Raw genomic sequence first — 18296 nt, forward strand, 5'->3', positions numbered from 1 at the left:
TCCCCCGTGCGCCGCGACGGACCCGTCACGGCATCGACGCCGGTCACGTTATCGGGGTGCGGGCGGGTTCGCGGCCCCATCTGACGCCATGCCGACGCTCGGCCTGTCCGATGCGAGCGTGAACCTGTCCGGCCGGCGGCGGCGAGGCGGTGTGCGGCTGCGTGAGGATCGACCGGTGACCACGCGGCCGTCGCCGCTCACCGGGTCGCCGCTCAATGGAGGAGACCTTCGATGTTCATCGCGATCCTGGACTTCAGCACCGCAGCCGCCGACCGCCCGGCCGCTCTCGCCCAGCTCGACAGAGAGCGCGGGACGGTGCAGGACATGCGGGGCAACATCGCCTTCCGGGTCTACGCCGGCCGGCAGGACGACACCCAGGTCACCGTGGTGCACGAATGGCAGGATGAGGCGTCGTTCGCCGAGTATCTGGGATCGGCGTCGTTCGCGCGCTCCGGTGAGGTGCTCCGCCCGATCATGGTGGGGGCGCCGGTGAGCCGACGCTTCCGCGCCGAAATGGTGGAGACCGTACGCTGACGCCGGCCGCTTACCATCAGCGGGTGACCCGGCCGGCGTACAGCTTCGTGCGTACCTTCCCGGCCGAGCCCGAGCGTGAGCTGTGCGTCGACCGCCACTACCTGCTCTGCGCCTCGGCCGGCGTGCTGCGGCTGGAGGCGCAGGGGCAGGCGTGGCTGCTGCCGCCGGCCCGGGCCGCCCTCATCGAGGCGGGCCGGCCCATCCGGGTCAGCATCCCGCAACCGGTCACCACCGCGTCGGTCCTTTTCGACGCCGGGTTCGTCCCGTCGCCTCCGGCGCCGCTGGCGGTGTTCGATCTCAACCGGCTGGCCGGCGCCCTGCTCGCCGAGTGCGGCTCCTGGGGTCCGAGCGAAGAACAATTGCCGAGGTACGCCGAGACGCTGTTCGCCGCCCTCGCCGCGGTCTGCTGGCGGCTCGCGGAACAGCCGAGCCCCGTGGTGGTGCCCGCCGGGCGCTCACCGGAGCTGCGCCGGGCGTTGCGGCTGACCGAGCAGCGGCTCGGCGACCAGGCCCGGTTCGAGGAGATCGCCGAGGAGGTGGGCCTGGCGCCGCGCTCGCTGGCCCGGCGCTTCGATGACGAGACCGGCATGACCTGGCGGGCGGTCCTGCGCCGGATGCGGATTCTCGCGGCCGTCGAAAAGCTTGCCGACGACGATCTTCCGATCACCGCGATCGCGTTCAGCGTCGGCTACAGCTCCCTGTCGGCGTTCAACGCCGCGTTCCGCGACCTGACCGGGCGCACGCCCACGCAGTACCGGCTCAGCTTCCGCCCTTGACCCGGTTCGCCCCCGCACCCGGCTCTGGGCTAAGGGCGGGGGCCGGAATTCAGGCCGACGTGTGTCATCTGCTCGTGGATCGTGTCGGTGAGGGCCTCGTGGACCACGGCCGGCTCGTATTGCAGGAGGCGGCTGCGGACGTGGGCCTCCTCGGCGATGTCCCGCGCCCAGGCAGCGGTGGAGCCGGCCGTGTTCCTGGCGAGCTCGGCATAGTTGGCCGCGGCCTCGTGGTAGCGGCCGAGGATGACCTCGGTGGCCGCCAGACAGCGCAGGTCATGCGGGTTGACGCGGCCGCCGGGCCGGGCGTCGACGCGCTCCTGGCACAGCCGGTGCAGGCCGTCCGGATGCCCGTAGCGGTCGAAGAACGGCAGCGCGGTGGCGGTCAGGTCGTGTATCAGCGGCTCGATCGGATCGGGTGCCTGGTCGCCGACCGCGGACCGCAGTTCGACACAGAACTGCAGGGTGCCGTACGACCCGGGGACGTACATCGGATGGATCACGGCGTTTCCGCTGTGCCGGCCGGGCAGCACCACGCACATCACCGGCGACGCCGGGAGCCGGACGAGGTCGTAGTCGCGGGCCAGCCACTGCCCGGGCAGCCGGGGCGCCACCTGCCGGGCGACCGCGTCCCGCCACACCGGCCCCGGTCGCAGGTTGACCGGTGCGCCGTCACCGCGGCGGTCCCAACCCATCCCGAACGCCTCGAGCCACTCCTCCGACGGATTGTTGTCCGTCGCCGGATCTTTCTCCGCCCGCGCCGCCCGATCGGCAGCCTCCTGTACCGCCGTCGCGGGCATGCCGAACAGGTCCGCGAGCGCCGACCGGGCAGCGGGATTGTCGATCAAACCGCCCGGTGTCCGGCCGGGCCCGGTGCCCGCTGCCGCCGGTATCCCGGTCAGCGACGGAGACCCCTCGTCGTCCAGGTCGGCGTAGACGTGATGGACGCGGCGGACCGTGCCGGCCTCGTCGCGGGTCAGGACGACGTGCTCGGTTCCGAACTCGTCGTGGTCGAGGTAGATCACCGCCCGCCGGACCACGCCGGTCCGCCGCAGCACCCCGGCCACGAGGTCGCCGAGCATGCCGTACCCGCCGTCGCTGTACAACTCGATGCGCGAGCCGCCGTCCTGGGCGGTCAGCCAGGCCCGCAGGTCGCTCGGCTCCGTGGTCGGCTCACCCGTACGCAGGTCGGCGAGCACCGCTTCGACGTCGCCGGCCCGCGCCACGTCCAGCCAGGCCGCCCCCATGAACGAACTCACTCGTCGAGCGTACGAGGGGAGGCGGTTTACTGTGGCGATGCTTGCGAAGCGCCCGGCACCGACCGATCCGGTCCGCACGCGGCGGCTCGTGCTCACCGCGGTCGGGCCGGACGACCTCGAGGACCTGCTCCTGCTGTACAGCGATCCGCTGGTTGGGTACTGGACCGGGCCGTGGACCCCGGCGGCGGTGGAGGACTGGGCCGTGCACATGGCGGGGCGGTGGCAGGCCGACGGGGTGGGCAAGTGGATGGCTCGGGAGCGTGCGGACGGGTCGCTCGTGGGTCGTGGCGGCTTCACCCGCTTCGACCTCGAGGGTGAGGCGGTGCTGGAGCTGGGCTGGGCGGTGCGCGATGCCCGGACCGGCCGCGGCTATGCGACCGAGCTGGGCCGGGCGGCGATCGCCTGGGCCGGCGTGCACCAGCCGGGGTTTCCGGTTGTCGCGTTCACCGAGGTGCACAACCGCGCCTCGCGGGCGGTCATGGAGCGGCTCGGGATGCGCTCGGCGGGCATCATCCGGCGTGCGGGCCTGGTCGAGGGGCGCACCGGCGTGCATCCCGACGCCCCCTTCGCTCTTTATCGACTCGGCGGTGTCGGATCCGAAGCTCGCCATTCGTAGCGGGGGTGAAAGGCCACCATGACCGCGAAGCACGAAGGGGAACTGCCATGACCGCGCTCTACACCTGGGACGTCTTTTCCACCCTTGACGGCTACGGCTCCTACGCCGAGGGCGCCGACTGGGGTGGCTACTGGAGCAAGCAGGGACCCGAACTGCTCGCGCACCGGGCCGCGCTTTTCGACACCCCGCAGCGGATGGTCTTCGGGGCCACCACCTTCCGGGAGACGGCCGAGATCCTGTCGTCGGGTATCGACCCGAACGCGCTCGACGAGTGGAACGTCCGGACCTGGCGCACGCCGGCCACGGTCATCTCGTCGACGTTGCGGGACACTCTCGGCTGGCCGGACGCGACCATCGTGAGCGGTGACGCCGTGGAGATCGTCGCCCGGCTCAAGGAGGAGTCGGACGTGCCGTTGCGCTCGCAGGCCAGCCTGTCGCTGAACTGGGCATTGATGGCCGCCGGCCTGGTCGACCGCCTCCAGGTGACGGTCTTTCCCGTCATCTCCGGGCGGACCGGGACCAGCCCGATCCTCCGGGGCGCGGGCGACTTCGACCTCGAGCTGCTGGGGAGCCGGACGCTCGACGGCCGCACCCAGGAACTCGTCTATCGCCCCACGCCCCGCTGACCGGTCAGCCGGACCACGCGCCGCGGGCCGCGGCCTCCTCGGCGTACGTCGCGAAGCCCTTGGGCGGGTGGCCGGTCACCCGGCGCACGTCGTCGGTGGGTTTCTGGTCGCCCAGGTCGCGCAGGGCGGCGAACGCCTCGATCTCGGCCCGCGTCTGCTCCTCGGGCAGGCCGATCATGGTCTGCTGGGCCAGGTAGGTCTCGGGGTCGCCGGCGAACCGCAGCGGGCGGCCGGCCGCCCCGGCGATGACGGCCGCGGCCTCGCCGAACGACAGCGCCTCGGGGCCGGTCAGGTCGTAGGTGTGGCCGGCGTGACCGGTGGGATCGGCGAGGACCGTGGCGGCCACCGCGGCGATGTCGTCGGCGTCGACGAAGACCTGCCGGGCGTCGCCGACCGGCATCGCCAGCTGGCCGGCCACGACGGCGGGCTGGAAGAAGCCCTCGTCGAAGTTCTGGTTGAACCAGTCGGGGCGCAGGATGGTCCAGGCGGCGCCGGACTCGCGAACCGCACGCTCGGCGGCCAGCAGGCGGTCGTCGCCCATGGTCTCGATGCCGCGACTGGACAGCAGCACCAGATGAGCGCCGGCGGCGGCGCGGACGAAGCCGGGCTCGATCGGGCGCTCGTGCGGCAGCATCAGGTAGACCGCGGTGGCGCCGGACAGGGCCGGTGGCCAGGTGGCGGGGTCGTCCCAGTCGAAGTGAACCGGGCCGTGCCGGGAAGCGGCGCGTATCGAAACGCCCGCGGTGCGCAGGCGCTCGGTGACCCGCCGGCCGGTCGTGCCGGTGCTGCCCAGGACCAGAATCGGGTGGTTGCTCATGTGGGGGAGTCAACCAAGGGGGTACGACACTTTTCGGCGACCACGAGCAGATGGCTGGTCGCGCCCAGCAGCGACGGGTCCTCCTCGACCCGGCGCATCATGGTCAGCCAGAGCTCGCGCCGGTGCGCGTCGGCCATGACCTCCACCCGGCGGTGGCCCATGAGCCACAGCGGGCCCTCGACGGCCACCCGGCGACGCAGGGTCAGGCCCGCGTCGGCCACCTCGGCCTGGAGTTCGTCCGGGTGATGGAAGTACGCGCTGGTGAACCACTGCCGGCCGGGCTCGGTGTTGCGGTGCCGGCCGTCGGCCAGCGCGCCCTCGACCACCGGGCGATAGCCGGGGTCGCGGTAGAAGTCCTGGATGAAGCCGTCGAACAGGGTGGCGAACCGGCTGATGATGGCGCCCACCACCACGCCGGCGGGGCGCACCGCCCGGGCCGCCTCGTGCCATGCGGTCACCCGGTCGGCGCGGTCCAGCAGGTGATAGAGCGGACCCAGCAGCAATACGGCGTCCGCCCGGCCGGCGATCACCGGCAGGGCCCGCGCGTCGGCGACCGCGGCCGTGACGCCGGGCCGTTGCGCGGCCACCGCCACCTGCGAGGCAACCGGGTCGAGGACGTGCACCCGATAGCCGGCCCGGGTCAGCGGTTCGGCGTAGACCCCGGTGGCCCCGCCCACGTCGAGAACCGTGGCCGGTGCGAGCGGCAGCACCCGCTCGAGAATGTCCCACGTACGGAGAAACTCGAGTGGGCCGAAACCCACCGCGAGCCGATCCCGCTCGCCGCCGCGCTGGTAGTACTCGAGAACCTCGGATGCCAACCTCATGACCCATAGGATCGGGCCTATGGAGTTGGGTGTCGGATATTTTCCCACGCACGGCGACCCGACCGGCCGGTGACGCCGGCCGAGCGGTTCGCCACCGCGCGGGTGGCCCGGCTCGCGACGGTCGACCGGGCCGGCCGGCCGCACCTGGTCCCGATCGTCTTCGCGGTGGCCGGCGACGTGATCCACACCGCGGTCGACGCCAAGCCCAAGAGCACCCGCCGCCTGCGCCGCCTCGCCAACATCGAGGCCAACCCGCGGGTCAGCGTGCTCGCCGACCACTACGACGAGGACTGGTCGGCGCTGTGGTGGGTGCGCGCCGACGGCGTCGCCCGCATCCTCGGCGAGTCGCCGGCCGGGCGGGAAGCCCTGGTTGCGCGCTACCCGCAGTATGAGGAGACGCCGCCGCCGGGCCCGTTCCTGGAGATCACGGTCGACCGCTGGTCGGCCTGGCGATCCTGAGTACCCTCTTCGCGCCCGCTGAGTACGCGTGCTCAGTCTCGCGCGCACCGCCGCGACGAGGATCGAGCCCGTGACCTATCCCTGCGCGTACTGTGGTGCTCCCGCCTCCGCCGAGACGGGCTGCCCGGCCTGTGGGCACGGGCCCGACCCCGACGCCATTGACGTGGTGCGGACCGACGCCGAGATCAGCGAACTCATCGCCCACCTTGCCGCCGCGCGGCATCAGGTGCGCGATCTGGAGGATCGGATCGGCCAGGCGTGGCAGCGCCGGCATGCGGCAGCTTCGCGGGTACGCGCTGCCGTGAGCGCGACGCGTCCCGCGCCGGTGGCCGTTGCCGCCCCACGCACCGAGACGTCCACCCGCGTGGTGCAGAACGTCCTGTTCCTCCTCGGCGGCCTGCTGCTCGGCGTCGCCGCGATCGTGTTCACCGCGGTGGCCTGGGCCCAGTTCGGCCTGGCCGGCCGGGCGGCGCTGCTTGCCGGCTTCACCCTGGCGGCCCTCGCCGTGCCGGTGCTGGCGCTGCGCCGCGGCCTGCGGGCCACGGCCGAGACGATGGCCGCGGTGGGCTTGCTGCTCTTTCTCCTGGACGGGTACGCGGCCTGGCACGTCAACCTGTTCGGCGTGGCCGGCGGCGAGCCGGCCCGGTACGCCGGCCTGGTCTGCGCGGCGACCGCGGTGGTGGCCGCCGGATACGCGCGGCTGACCGGCCTGGTAGCGCCGCGCTGGGCCGCCCTGCTGACCGCGCAGCCGGCGCTCCCGCTGATCGTCGCGCCCGCGGAGCCGGGCCCGGCCGGCTGGACGCTGACCTTCGGCGCGCTGGCCGCCTCCAACCTGGCCGTCCTCAGCCTGCGCAACGCGATCACGCCCACCCGCGCCGCCGCCACTTCTGCGGCCGCGACCGCCGCTGCCCGGAACCCCGGGATTACGGCTGGAGCGGCCACGTTCGGTGCGATCGCGTCGCTGATCGCGTTTGCTCCCGCTTTCGGCGCGGCGATCGCGACGCTCGAGACCGCCACGCCCGCCTTCCACGCGGCCTGGCAGGCGGTCGTCCCCGGTCCCGGCTGGCAGCTTCCGGCCGCGCTCGCGCTGATCACCGCCGCCATCGCCGCGGTGCTGCCGGCCCGCTGGCGCGCCGGTGCCGCGCTCGGCGGTGCCGCCGCGGTCGCGCTCGCCCTGCCGGCCGGGCTCGGCCTGGCCTGGTGGAACGCCTCCGTCTTCGACCTCGCGGTGGTCGCCGCCGCCCTGGCGATGGCCACCCGGCACGCCACCCCGGTGGTCCGCAAGGCTGCACCCGCCCTGGCCGCCCCGGCGCACCGGGTCGCCGCCATGCCGGGCGCCGCGTCCCCGTCGGCCGCGTCGTCGCTGGCCTCGCTCGGCGGCCAGGCGGCCTCGCTCGGCGGCCAGGCCATCTCGCTCGTCGCTCAGGTGACGACCGCCGCCCTCCTCGGGCTCCACGCGCTGGCCGCCGGATTCGGCCGGCCCGGTGTGGCGGCCGCCGTGCTCGCGGTGCTGGCCCTGTTCGGCGTCGCCGTCGCGGTCGCCGCCAAGCTCCCGATCCTGCGGGCGGCCGGCCAGGTGATCGCCGTCCTGGTCACCCCCGGCATCGCCTGGACCGCGACCGCCGCCCTCGGCCTGCCCGGCACCGCCCAGGCCCGCACCGTCGCCGCGGCGGCCGTCTTGTTGGCGGTTGTGCTCCGTTTCATCCCGGGCCTTCCCGCCCGGATGGCCACCGTGCTGGTGGTGCTGCCGCTGCCGTTGTGGGCGGCCACCGCCGGCGACCCGGTCGCGCTCTATGCCGCGCTCACCCTGCTGCTCCTCTCGGTTGCCGGCCTCAAGGGCTGGGAGACTCCGATCTACGCCCTGCCGGCCGCGATCCTCCTCGTCACCCTCGGCCCGGATCTGGCCCGCCTCCTGTTCCCGCTCGACCCGGTCTGGGCCGGCCGTCCCCTCACCACGCCCACCGCCGCCGTCGCCGACGCGGTGGCCGCCCTGCTGACCGCGGTGGCCGTCACGCGTGGCCGCTGGACCGCGCTGTCCGCCTTCGCGCTGGCCACGCCGCTGGTTCTGGCCGCCGCGTCCGTTCCGTGGCCGGTTCTCCCGTTCGTCACCCTCGCCCTGGGCCTGGCCATCCTCCTGGCCGCCGCCCTGCGCCCGGTGCCGGTGGCCACCACCCTGCCGGCCGGTGTGCTGCTGGTGGCCGCCGGGCTGGTGGGGGCACTGCCGACGCACGCCTCGACGCTGGCCGCCCTCGGCGCCGTGCTGATCGCCGCGGCCGTCGCCGCCGTCGCCGGCCGGACCGCGGCCGCTCGCCTCGCCGCCTGGCCGGTGGCCGTCGCCGCCGGGATCGGCATCGCGGTCACCGCCGGAAACGCCCTGGAACTGCCCCTGCGTACCGTCGCCTTCCTGGTGCTCGGCGTTGCCGGTACCGCGTTCGGCCTGGCCCGCGGCGATCACCGTAGGGAGGCCGCCGCGCACGCCGCCGCGGTCGTCGCGCTGCTGCTGACCGTCGGCTCGGCCGGATACGCCGCGGCCGTCTGCACGATCTGGGGGCTGGTTCTCGGCACCCACGCGAAGCGGCGCGGCTACCTGCTCGCCGCGGCCACTGCCGAACTGGGCGGGTGGGTGCTGCTCATGGTCGCCGCCGAGGTGACGACGCTGGAGGCGTACACCATCCCGGCCTCGGCGGTCGCCCTGCTGGCCGGACTCCGGGCCCGCCGCGGGCGGGTCAGCAGCTGGGTCGCCTACGGCCCGGCGCTGGCCGCCGCCCTGCTGCCCAGCCTCGCCTCGATCCTGGTGGCCGACGGTCAGTACCTGCGCCGCCTGCTGCTCGGCCTGGCCGCGCTTGCCGTGCTGCTGGCCGGCGCCCGGTCCAAGCTGCGCGCCCCGGTCGAGGTCGGCGGGGTGGTGCTGGCCGCGGTGGCACTGCGCGAGCTGGCCGCGGTCTGGGACCTGATCCCGCGGTGGATCCCGCTGGCCGCCGGCGGTGTGCTGCTGGTCGTGCTGGCCACCACGCTGGAGCGGCGGCGGCGCGACCTGGCCCGGTTCAAGCAGGCGCTGGGCCGGATGAGCTGAACCCGCCGTCCGGTTGGGTTTCGGGTGGTCGGACCCTTCACATGCCGGTTCCTGGTGCCGATGAAAGGGGTCCGATCACCCTGCCAGAGACCCGGAGTTCGGATGTCGCCCGCCGCACGCACGCAGTCCTTCCTGGCTGCCTGGATTCTCGCGTTGCTGGCCGTGTTCTATGCCTTCCCGGCCTGCGGCATGTACTCCTGGCTGGCCATCGGGCTGTCCGCGGCGGGTGCGGTGCTGGTCGGTATCCGGCTGCACCAGCCGGCCAACCGGCTGCCGTGGTACCTGCTGTCGGCCGTGGTGGCCAGCTTCACGCTCGGCGACACCACGTACAACATCCTCACCGACTACCTCGGCTACGTGCGGCCGTTCCCGTCCCCGGCCGAGGTGTTCTACCTGGCCGTGTACCCGATGCTGGCGATCGCGCTGCTGGTCTTCATCCGGGCCCGCTCCGGCGCCGACAACCGGGCCGCGCTGCTCGACGCCCTGGTGCCCACGGCCGGTCTGGGCCTGCTGTCCTGGGTCCTGCTGATCGCGCCGTACGTGCACGACACCGACCTGGGGATGGGCGAGAAGCTGGCCTCGGTCGCCTACCCGCTGGGCGACGTGCTGGCGCTGGCCATGCTCTCCCGGCTGCTGATCGGCGGTGGTCGCAAGCCGGTCGCGCTGCACGTGCTGGCCGGCGGCGTGATCAGCCTGCTGGTCACCGACGTCGTGTACGGCCTGCGGCAGCTGGAGGGAACCTGGCAGGTGGGCGGCCCGGTCGACGCCGGCTGGGTGCTGTTCTACGCCGCCATCGCGATGTGCGCGCTGCACCCGTCGATGCGCGAGCTGACCACGGTGGCCCGTACCGCGGGCAGCCGCACCGGCGCCGGCGGCCGCCGGATCGTCGCGATGGCGCTCGCCGCCCTCATCGCCCCGGCCGTGCTGCTGGTCGAGGACCTGCGCGGCGGCGTCGAGGACGCGCTGATGATCGCCGCCGCGTCCAGCAGCATGTTCCTGCTGGTGATCGCGCGGGTGGCCGGCCTCATCCAGGCGCAGCGGGAGACCGCGGCCCGGGAGCGGGCGCTGCGCATCACCGGCGCCGACCTGGTGGGCGCCCGCGGCGAGGACGAGGTCGGCAAGGCGGTCGTCAAGGCACTCGGCGCGATCGTGCCGGCCGGTGAGCCGTACCGCTTCCACTTCCACCGGGCCGACGCCGCGCCGGACACCCCGACCGGCCTGGTCGGCACCGGCTGGGTCACGGTCGCCGACCTGCCCGGCGAGGCCGCGGCCGAACTGGCCGGGTTCGAGGCGGCGCTGTACGCGGAGTCGGTCTCGGGCGCCTGGTCCGAGGGCGGCCTGCCCCGCCGCAACTACGCCTACCTGGCCGGCCGTCCGGAGATGCTGAGCCCGGTGCAGCCGGCGTTCGAGGCGCTGATGGCGCAGGGCACGCTGGCGATCGACCGGATCACGCTGACCAACGAGATCAACCGGCGCAGCAGCCAGGACTACTTCAAGGCGCTGATCCAGAGCGCGTCCGACGTGATCCTGATCGTCGACGAGGACGAGCAGATCCGGTACGCGAGCCCGTCCGCGCTTCCGGTGTTCGGGCGTACCGACCTGGTCGGCACCTCGCTGTACCGGCTGATCGCCGGGACCGACCACACCGAGCTGCGCCAGCTGCTGGAGCAGGTGCGCACCGGGCGGGGCCGCCGGGACGGTATCGACCTGACCGCGATCTCCGGCGACGACCTGCTGCTCCAGGTTGAGTGCACGTGCCGGGATCTGCGCGCCGAGCCGGCCGTGGCCGGTCTGGTGGTCACCATCCGCGACGTCACCGAGCGGCGCCGGCTGGAGAACGACCTGGCCCACCAGGCGTACCACGACACGCTGACCGGCCTGGCCAACCGGGCGCTGTTCCAGAGCCGTCTGGAGCTGGCCGCCCGGCAGGCCACCGAGACGTACCGCAGCGTGGCCGTGCTCTTCGTCGACCTGGACGACTTCAAGGAGGTCAACGACTCGCTCGGGCACGCGGCCGGCGACCAGCTGCTGGTCGAGGCCGGCCGGCGGGTCGCGGCCGCGGCCGGGCCGTTCACCACGGTCGCGCGCACCGGCGGCGACGAGTTCGCGGTGCTTGTCGAGAACGCCGGCTCGCACAGCGAGATCGAGTGGCTCGCCGTCCGGATCATCGACGCGCTCAGCCAGCCGATCGAGGTGGCCGACGGCACCGGCGGCCGGCACCTGGTCAGCACCACGGCCAGCGTGGGCGTCGCGGCCGGCGCGCAGGCCACCGAGATCACCGAGCTGCTGCGGCGGGCCGACACGGCCATGTACCTGGCCAAGACCGACGGCAAGAGCACCTGGCGCCGCTACCAGGACGAGCTGCACGACGCGATGATGCGCCGGCTGGAGATGCGCACGGCGCTGAACGAGGCGGTGTCCGGCGACCAGATGCGGCTGCGGTTCCAGCCGATCGTGGACCTGCCCACCAGCGAGGTCGTCGCGATGGAGGCGCTGGTCCGCTGGGAGCACCCGGTGCGTGGCCTGCTCGGCCCGAACGAGTTCATCGAGCTGTCCGAGGAGACCGGCAGCATCGTGGCGATCGGCAGCTGGGTGCTTCGCGAGGCGCTGCGCACCTTCGCCGGCTGGCGGCAGACCGTGTCGGGCAGCCTGCTCCGGTACGTCAGCGTGAACGTGTCGGCCCGCCAGTTCCGCGCCCCCGGCTTCGTCGACCAGGTGCGCCGGGTGCTGGCCGAGACCGGCGCGCAGCCGGAGTGGCTGCTGCTGGAGATCACCGAGAGCCTCGTGCTGCACGACGCCGACCAGGTGTGGCAGGACCTGCGGGCACTGCGCGCCATGGGCGTCCGGATCGCGATCGACGACTTCGGCACCGGTTACTCGTCGCTGAGCTACCTGAGCCAGATGCCGGTCGACGTCCTCAAGATCGACAAGTCCTTCATCGACGACATCCTCGACAACACCCAGCAGCTGGCGCTGGTCGACACCATCGTCAGCCTGGCCCGCACGCTCGACCTGGCCGTGGTGGCCGAGGGCATCGAGCTGGACGAGCACCGCCAGGTGCTGGCCGGGATGGGTTGCCCGTACGGCCAGGGCTACCTGTTCTCCAAGCCGGTCACCGCCGACCAGATCGGCCAGTGGCTGTACGCGCACTCGTACTGAGCAGTCCCATCCCTTGTCACCACCGCGAAAGGAACCATATGTCCCACGCTCCCACCGGCGACGGTCTCGAGTTCGTCCAGCGCAACGGTCGCTGGGCGGACCTGGAGCGGCTGCGCAGCGGCAACCCCATGTACGACGCCACCATCGAGGAGGTACGCGGGCGCCGGATCCGGGTCGGCGATCACTGGCTCGCCGACTTCGCCTCCTGCAACTATCTCGGCTTCGACCTGGAGCCGGAGATCATGGCGGCCATCGAGCCCGAGGTCCGCCGCTGGGGCACCCACCCCAGCTGGTCGCGCCTGCTCGGCAACCCGGCGCTGTACCCGCAGATCGAGGAGCGGCTGACCGCCCTGCTGGACGCGCCGGACACGCTGGTCCTGCCCACCATCACGCACATTCACATGTCGGTGCTGCCGATCCTGGCCGGCAAGGGCTACGTCTTCCTGGACTCGCAGGCGCACAAGACCATTTACGACGGGAGCATGTACGCCAAGGGCCTGGGCGCCACCGTGCAGCGGTTCCGCGCCAACGACCACGAGCACCTCGCCGAGCTGCTCAGGGCCGCGCCGGCCGGGGTGTCCAAGATCGTCGCGATGGACGGCATCAACAGCATGACCGGCAACGCGCCGGACGTCGCCGCCTTCGCCAAGGTCGCACGCGAGCACGGCGCGCTGCTGTACATCGACGACGCGCACGGCTTCGGCATGATCGGCGAGCGGGCCGCCAACGAGACGTCCCCGTACGGCATCAAGGGCAACGCGATCGTCAAGTACTGCGGCGAGACCTACGACAACATCGTGCTGGTCGGCGGCTTCTCCAAGTCGTACTCGTCGCTGCTCGCCTTCCTGGCCCTGCCCACCTGGCTCAAGAACCACCTGAAGGTCTCGGCCCCGCCGTACCTGTACTCGGGTCCCGCGCCGACCGCGTCGCTGGCCACCGTGCTGGCCGGCTTCGACGTCAACGACAAGCGCGGCGACGCGATCCGCGCCGACCTCTACCGCAAGAGCATGAAGGTCCTCAACCACGTACGCGGCCTGGGTGTCTACACCCCGAACACCGGTGACACGCCGGTCATCGAGCTGCCGCTGGCCGAGGGCGAGGACATCGACGCCGTGGGCAAGCTGCTCTGGGACCGCGGCATCTACGTGACCCTGGCCGCCTACCCGCTGGTGCCGCGCGACCAGGTCGGCTTCCGGGCCCAGGTCACCGCCGCCAACACCGACGACGAGCTGGACGAGCTGAACGCCGTCATCACCGAGCTCGCCGAGGCAGGGAAGCTCCGGCGTTGCTGAACCGAGCTCACCCGCCGCGGAAAACCCCAGAGGAAAAGCGATGAGCAAAGCCGGTCCACTCAGACCGCTACGCCACCGGCAGTTCCGGCTGCTGTGGACCGGCATGACCGCCTCGCTGATCGGCGACGGGATGCTGCTCGTCGCCCTCGCCTGGCACGTGTACGACCTGTTCGGGGTGCCGGCCGCGATGTCCGCCGTGGGCGTCGCGCTGAGCCTCCCACAGGTCGTCACGCTGCTGCTCGGGGGCGTGATCAGCGACCGCTTCGATCCGCGGCGGGTGATGCTGGTCTCCGATCTGGTGCGCGGCACGGTGATGGTGATCATCGCCGTGCTGACCCTGACCGGGGCGCTCACCTCGCTGTGGATGCTGCTCGTGCTGGCGGTCATCTACGGAGCGGCGGCCGGGTTCTTCGGCCCGTCTTTCGACGCGCTCGTGCCCCAGATCGTGCCGGAGGAGGACCTGGTCGCGGCGAACTCGCTGGACCAGTTCGTCCGCCCGGCCGGTCTGGGGATCTTCGGGCCGATGCTGGCCGGCGCCGTCATCGGGGTCGCCGGCGCCGGCTGGGCGTTCGCGGTCGACGCCGCGACGTTCGCGGTGTCGGTGGCCTGCCTGCTGGCGATGCGGCGGTCGTCGGCCACGCTGGCGCCCGCGGCGGAGGACGACGAGCCGCCGCTGTCCATGTGGCAGGAGCTGCGCGAGGGCATCAGGTACGTGCGCAGCCACGTCTGGCTGTGGGGCACGTTCCTGTCCGCCACGTTCACCTACCTGCTGTTCGTCGGCCCCACCGAGGTGCTGCTCCCGTACCTGGTGAAGACCGAACTGGGCGGCAGCGCCACGGCCCTCGGGCTGATCCTCACCTCGGGCGGCCTCGGCGCCATCGCGGCCGCTCTCGCGGTGGGCTGGATCGGCATCCCGCGCCGCTTCATGTCCTACATGTACGGCACCTGGGCGATCGCCACCCTGGCCGTGGCGGGGTACGGCATGGCCACCGCGACCTGGCAGCTGGCGCTGGCCTGCGTGCTGGTCAACGGCCTGGAGGCGGCCGGGACGGTGGCCTGGGCCACCACCAAGCAGCGGCTGGTGCCGACCCGCCTGCTCGGCCGGGTCTCCAGCGTGGACTGGTTCGTCTCGACCGCACTGCTGCCGCTGTCGTACGCGCTCGCGGCTCCGCTGGCGTCCTGGATCGGGGTGCGAAACACGCTCCTCGGCGCCGGCCTGCTCGGTGCGGCGGTCACCCTCGGGTTCCTGTTCCTGCCCGGCATGCGCGGGCCGGAGCGGGAGGCCATGTACAAGCCGAGGCACGCCCGCTGGCTGGTTTATGTGGAGAAGCCGGCGCGCGAAGAGGCGCCGCAGGAGACGAGAGAGGCGGTGCCGGTCTGATGGCCGAACCGATCCAGGCCGTCCGGGACCTCAGCGCCGCGTTCGCCGCCCGGGATCTCGGTGCCGCGCTGGCCTGCTTCGCCCCCGGCGACGACGTGGGTTACGCCGGCTCGGAGCGAGTCGAGACCGCATCCGGCCGGGCGGCCTTGGTTGCGCTGCTCGGCGAGGTCTTTCAAAGGCCGGAGGCGTACGCGTGGCAGGCCGGCGCCGGCACCGTGCACCGGTACGGCGATCGCGCGTACGTCTTCGCCGAGGCCGACGGCCAGGTGCGCACCGACGCGGGGGAGACGGAGTCGTTCCCGTACCGCGTCTCGGGTCTGGTGGAGCTGGTCGGCGACCGTTGGTTGTGGCGGCACTGCCAGGGTGGCGAGCCCACCGATTAGTTCTGGTCTCCGCCGCGGTCTACCGAGGCATGAACATCATCAAGCAGACGCTGACCGCCGCCGGACCGATCTTCCTGCCCGGCGACGCCGGATACGACACCGACCGCCGCGCTCTCAACCCGGCGCTCGACCCGCACCCGGCGGCCGTGCTGCGGGCGGCCGGCACCGACGACGTCCGTGCCGCGCTGCTGGCCGGTCGCCGGCTCGGCCTGCCGTTCGCGGTGCAGGCCACCGGGCACGGCACCCACGTGGCGCACGACGGCGCGCTGCTGGTGCGCACCGGCGCGATGAGTTCGGTGCTGGTCGACCCGGACCGGCGGACCGCGCGGGTCGGGCCCGGTGCCCGGTGGGGTGACGTGCTGCGGGCCGCCGCGCCGTTCGGCCTGGCCCCGCTGTCCGGCTCGTCACCCGACGTCGGCGTCACCGGGTACACGCTCGGCGGCGGCCTGGGCTGGCTGGCCCGCGCGTACGGCCTGGCCGCCGACAGCGTGCTGCGGGCGCGGGTGGTCACCGCCGACGGCAGCGTGCGGACCGCCGACGCCGAGCACCACCCGGACCTGTTCTGGGCGCTGCGCGGCGGCGGTGGCGGGTTCGGCGTGGTCACCGCGCTGGAGTTCCGGCTGTACCCGGTCTCGCAGGTGTACGCCGGCACGGTCACCTTCGGCCGCGAGCGGGCCGCCGAGACGCTGTCCTACTACCGGCAGTGGATCGAGCAGGCACCCGACGAGTTGAGCACCGCGCTGCTGCTCACCCGGGACGGCTCGCTGGTGATCAAGGCGATGTACGTGGGCGACGGCCACCACGGGCGCCGCCTGCTCGAACCGCTGTGGCGGGTGGCCGGCCCGGTCCGGCAGGACGACATGCGGATGGTCGGCTACTCCCGGGCGGCCATGGGCGGCACCTTCGCCCGCACCTTCGACCAGGTGCGCACGCTCGGCGACGACCTGATCGCGGCGCTGGTGGCCGAGCCGGACGCCACGGTCGAGATCCGCCACTGGGGCGGCCGCATCGCCCGCGACACCGGTGCCGCCGCGCACCGCGACGCGCCGCTGTCGGTGATCCTGGACGCGGTGCCGACGCCACGGGTGTCCGAGGCGCTGGCCCGGACCGGCCTGGGCAGCAGCTTCCTGAACTTCCTGGGCGACCGGTCCCGGATCGCGACGGCGTTCACGGCCCGCAACGGGGCGGCGCTGCGCGCGGTCAAGGCCACGTACGATCCGGAGAACGTGTTCGGTGGAATCTCGCCTGCGCCGCTCGCCGTACCGGCTTAGCATGTCTGATGCTCACCGGAACGATCCTCGCCGAGAGCCTGCGCGTCGGCTCTGATCTCAGCGTCCCGTCCCTGCGCGTCGTGCGGATCCGGCGGGACGACGTGTCCGCCTCGTCGACGCCGACGCAGCCGGACGTGTTCACCGTCCTGCAGTTCGAGGCCGATGACGCGGTCGCCGATCAGCTCGCCGACGCTCTTGCCGAGATGCTCATCGACGGTCCGAACTGGTACGCCGACTTCCGCGCCGGGGCCGAGCACGTGGTGGTCTTCCCGGGCCGGATTTTCCGGTACGCGGTGGGCGACGAGGACGGTCGAGCGGCTGCCGTCGCCTATGGCCGCCAGTTGGGTATCCCCGAGCCGCAATTGGACTGGCGATGACACTGGCGCACGACATCACCGGCGACGGCCCTGCCGTACTGCTGCTGCACTCGACCGTGTGCGACCGGCGGATGTGGGATCCACAGGTGCCGGCGCTGGTCGCGGCCGGCTACCGGGTGATCCGGGCCGACCTGCGCGGGTACGGCGAGACCCCGGTGCCGGACCGGCCGTACAACGACGCCGACGACGTGGCCGGGTTACTCGACGGCATCGACGAGGTCGCGGTGGTGGGCGCGTCCGGCGGCGGCGCGGTCGCGGTGGAGTTCGCCGCCCGGCACCCCCGCCGGGTCACCGCGCTGGTGCTGCTGGCCTCCGCACTGGCCGGCCACGAGCCCGGGCCGGAGCTGCGCGAGTTCGGCCGGCGCGAGGACGAACTGCTGGAGGCCGGCGACATCGAGGCCGCGACCGCATTGAACGTCGATCTCTGGGTCGGCCCGGCCGCGTCGAAAAGCGACCTGTCACGCGTACGGGAAATGCAGTTGAATGCTTTTGCCGTGCAGCTGGCGGCGACCGAGGAGCATCCGCAGATCGAGTACGACTATGACGTCGCCGCGATCACCGCGCCCACCCTGCTGGTGTCCGGCGCGCACGACCTGCCAGACTTCCGCGAAATCGCCGAACGGCTGGCCGCCACCCTGCCCGACGCCCGCCACCTGCACCTGGACTGGGCCGGCCACCTGCCCAGCGTGGAACGCCCCACCGAGATCAACGCGTTGCTGGCAGACTTCCTGCGTGCTGCTTGGCCGCCGCCACCAGCGTGACAAAACCGGCATGCGGCCGGCGGAACTCGAGCGTCTGGCCGGACGAGTCGACGTAGCCGTTCGCGATCCGGCCGGTGGTCGACCGGGACAGCGCCCAGAGCCCCGCAACCAGCACCAGAACGGCGACCGCGACGGTGCTGCCCCAGCTTTCCAACGCCGCGAACGCGACCACCACGAGCCCGCCGGCCAGACCGAGCAGCGTCGCGGTGACGGCCCGGCGCAACGCGCGCAGCCGCAGGCACCGGGCGCAGAGCGGCCAAGCCGGCGAAACCACCCGCTTCTCCGTGGCCAGCACCACAATCATCATGATCAGCGGCGCGATGACCATCAGCACGGTGCCCCCGGGCACGAGCGTCCGAAACGTGACCGGCGGCTGAGCGGCAGCCGGCTCACCGTGCCGCACACACACGGTGGGAATACCCCACCCGGTCGCCACGAACGGGGCGGGCACGATCACAACGCGCAACTGAGCCTCCAGGATCGATCTCCGGAGGCCCATCTTCTACGGTCGATCCGGATCCGGCGACCCCGGCCAGGCACGATCGAGTCGTGGCGCGCCCGTGTATCTCATAGGTGGCATGCGTATTTGTCAAGAATGAGTTACAGGGTGTGAAATGTGCGCCCATGGGTGCGGCTGAGGAGTTATTTTACCGGCCCAACTATGCTTGACAAATAAGCCCAAGAATCGATG

17 protein-coding genes are annotated in these 18296 nt (G+C 72.7%); 13 read left to right on the forward strand and 4 right to left on the reverse strand.

All coding sequences use genetic code 11. The annotated features are described in order from the left end of the window. The first annotated feature begins 231 nt into the window (after nt 1-231). Together Ari01nite_RS35500 and Ari01nite_RS35505 are read left to right on the forward strand one after the other, a co-directional pair. A complete protein-coding gene (locus Ari01nite_RS35500) occupies nt 232-534 on the forward strand; it encodes a putative quinol monooxygenase (RefSeq protein WP_203786641.1) in 303 nt (100 codons plus the stop codon). A gap of 23 nt (nt 535-557) precedes the next feature. Next, entirely contained in the window at nt 558-1310 is a 753-nt protein-coding gene (locus tag Ari01nite_RS35505; protein ID WP_203786642.1) for a helix-turn-helix domain-containing protein, read from the forward strand. Between the two features lie 29 nt (nt 1311-1339). Here the strand turns inward: Ari01nite_RS35505 and Ari01nite_RS35510 are convergent, their stop codons facing one another. Beyond that, nucleotides 1340-2566: a hypothetical protein gene (locus Ari01nite_RS35510; protein ID WP_203786643.1), complete on the reverse strand. Its 1227-nt coding sequence runs from the start codon at nt 2564-2566 to the stop codon at nt 1340-1342. Nucleotides 2567-2603: 37 nt separating this feature from the next. Here Ari01nite_RS35510 and Ari01nite_RS35515 point away from each other — a divergent pair, with 37 nt between their 5' ends. Together Ari01nite_RS35515 and Ari01nite_RS35520 are read left to right on the forward strand one after the other, a co-directional pair. Continuing rightward, nucleotides 2604-3182, forward strand: a complete 579-nt coding sequence (locus tag Ari01nite_RS35515) for a GNAT family N-acetyltransferase (RefSeq protein ID WP_203786644.1) — start codon at nt 2604-2606, stop codon at nt 3180-3182. Nucleotides 3183-3229: 47 nt separating this feature from the next. Further along, nucleotides 3230-3808, forward strand: a complete 579-nt coding sequence (locus tag Ari01nite_RS35520; RefSeq protein ID WP_203786645.1) for a dihydrofolate reductase family protein — start codon at nt 3230-3232, stop codon at nt 3806-3808. A gap of 4 nt (nt 3809-3812) precedes the next feature. Here the strand turns inward: Ari01nite_RS35520 and Ari01nite_RS35525 are convergent, their stop codons facing one another. After that, nucleotides 3813-4625 carry an SDR family oxidoreductase gene (locus tag Ari01nite_RS35525; protein WP_203786646.1) on the reverse strand — a complete coding sequence of 271 codons (813 nt, stop codon included), beginning with the start codon at nt 4623-4625 and terminating at the stop codon, nt 3813-3815. Further along, nucleotides 4622-5449 carry a class I SAM-dependent methyltransferase gene (locus Ari01nite_RS35530; RefSeq protein WP_203786647.1) on the reverse strand — a complete coding sequence of 276 codons (828 nt, stop codon included), beginning with the start codon at nt 5447-5449 and terminating at the stop codon, nt 4622-4624. The genes Ari01nite_RS35525 and Ari01nite_RS35530 overlap by 4 nt, the downstream gene beginning before the upstream one ends. 69 nt (nt 5450-5518) lie before the next feature. Between Ari01nite_RS35530 and Ari01nite_RS35535 the strand changes: the two genes are divergently transcribed. The 9 genes from Ari01nite_RS35535 to Ari01nite_RS35575 all read left to right on the forward strand — a co-directional run bounded on the left by Ari01nite_RS35535 (nt 5519) and on the right by Ari01nite_RS35575 (nt 17605). After that, on the forward strand, nt 5519-5908 hold the full coding sequence (locus tag Ari01nite_RS35535) for a TIGR03668 family PPOX class F420-dependent oxidoreductase (RefSeq protein WP_203786648.1): 390 nt from the start codon (nt 5519-5521) through the stop codon (nt 5906-5908). A 70-nt stretch (nt 5909-5978) separates the two neighbouring features. After that, nucleotides 5979-8981, forward strand: coding sequence for an SCO7613 C-terminal domain-containing membrane protein (locus tag Ari01nite_RS35540; RefSeq protein WP_203786649.1), 3003 nt, complete (start codon nt 5979-5981; stop codon nt 8979-8981). 102 nt (nt 8982-9083) lie between these two features. Next, nucleotides 9084-12140, forward strand: a complete 3057-nt coding sequence (locus tag Ari01nite_RS35545) for a putative bifunctional diguanylate cyclase/phosphodiesterase (RefSeq protein ID WP_203786650.1) — start codon at nt 9084-9086, stop codon at nt 12138-12140. Between the two features lie 38 nt (nt 12141-12178). Then, nucleotides 12179-13432 carry an aminotransferase class I/II-fold pyridoxal phosphate-dependent enzyme gene (locus Ari01nite_RS35550; RefSeq protein ID WP_203786651.1) on the forward strand — a complete coding sequence of 418 codons (1254 nt, stop codon included), beginning with the start codon at nt 12179-12181 and terminating at the stop codon, nt 13430-13432. A gap of 40 nt (nt 13433-13472) precedes the next feature. After that, on the forward strand, nt 13473-14813 hold the full coding sequence (locus Ari01nite_RS35555) for an MFS transporter (RefSeq protein WP_203786652.1): 1341 nt from the start codon (nt 13473-13475) through the stop codon (nt 14811-14813). Then, the gene (locus tag Ari01nite_RS35560; protein ID WP_203786653.1) at nt 14813-15196 is read left to right on the forward strand and encodes a YybH family protein; all 384 of its coding nucleotides are present in this window, start codon (nt 14813-14815) and stop codon (nt 15194-15196) included. Before Ari01nite_RS35555 ends, Ari01nite_RS35560 begins: the two co-directional genes overlap by 1 nt. Before the next feature lie 29 nt (nt 15197-15225). Continuing rightward, nucleotides 15226-16467: an FAD-binding oxidoreductase gene (locus tag Ari01nite_RS35565; protein WP_203786654.1), complete on the forward strand. Its 1242-nt coding sequence runs from the start codon at nt 15226-15228 to the stop codon at nt 16465-16467. Nucleotides 16468-16475: 8 nt separating this feature from the next. Beyond that, a complete protein-coding gene (locus tag Ari01nite_RS35570) occupies nt 16476-16844 on the forward strand; it encodes a hypothetical protein (RefSeq protein WP_203786655.1) in 369 nt (122 codons plus the stop codon). Then, complete coding sequence (locus Ari01nite_RS35575) at nt 16841-17605, forward strand: alpha/beta fold hydrolase (RefSeq protein WP_203786656.1); 765 nt, start codon at nt 16841-16843, stop codon at nt 17603-17605. Before Ari01nite_RS35570 ends, Ari01nite_RS35575 begins: the two co-directional genes overlap by 4 nt. On the opposite strand, the gene Ari01nite_RS35580 is transcribed toward Ari01nite_RS35575, so the two are convergent. Further along, nucleotides 17550-18071, reverse strand: a complete 522-nt coding sequence (locus Ari01nite_RS35580) for a hypothetical protein (RefSeq protein WP_203786657.1) — start codon at nt 18069-18071, stop codon at nt 17550-17552. The two genes, Ari01nite_RS35575 and Ari01nite_RS35580, sit on opposite strands and share 56 nt — an antisense overlap. Nucleotides 18072-18296: the final 225 nt, after the last annotated feature.

It is taken from the genome of Paractinoplanes rishiriensis, assembly GCF_016862375.1.
In the GTDB taxonomy this organism is placed as follows: domain Bacteria; phylum Actinomycetota; class Actinomycetes; order Mycobacteriales; family Micromonosporaceae; genus Actinoplanes; species Actinoplanes rishiriensis.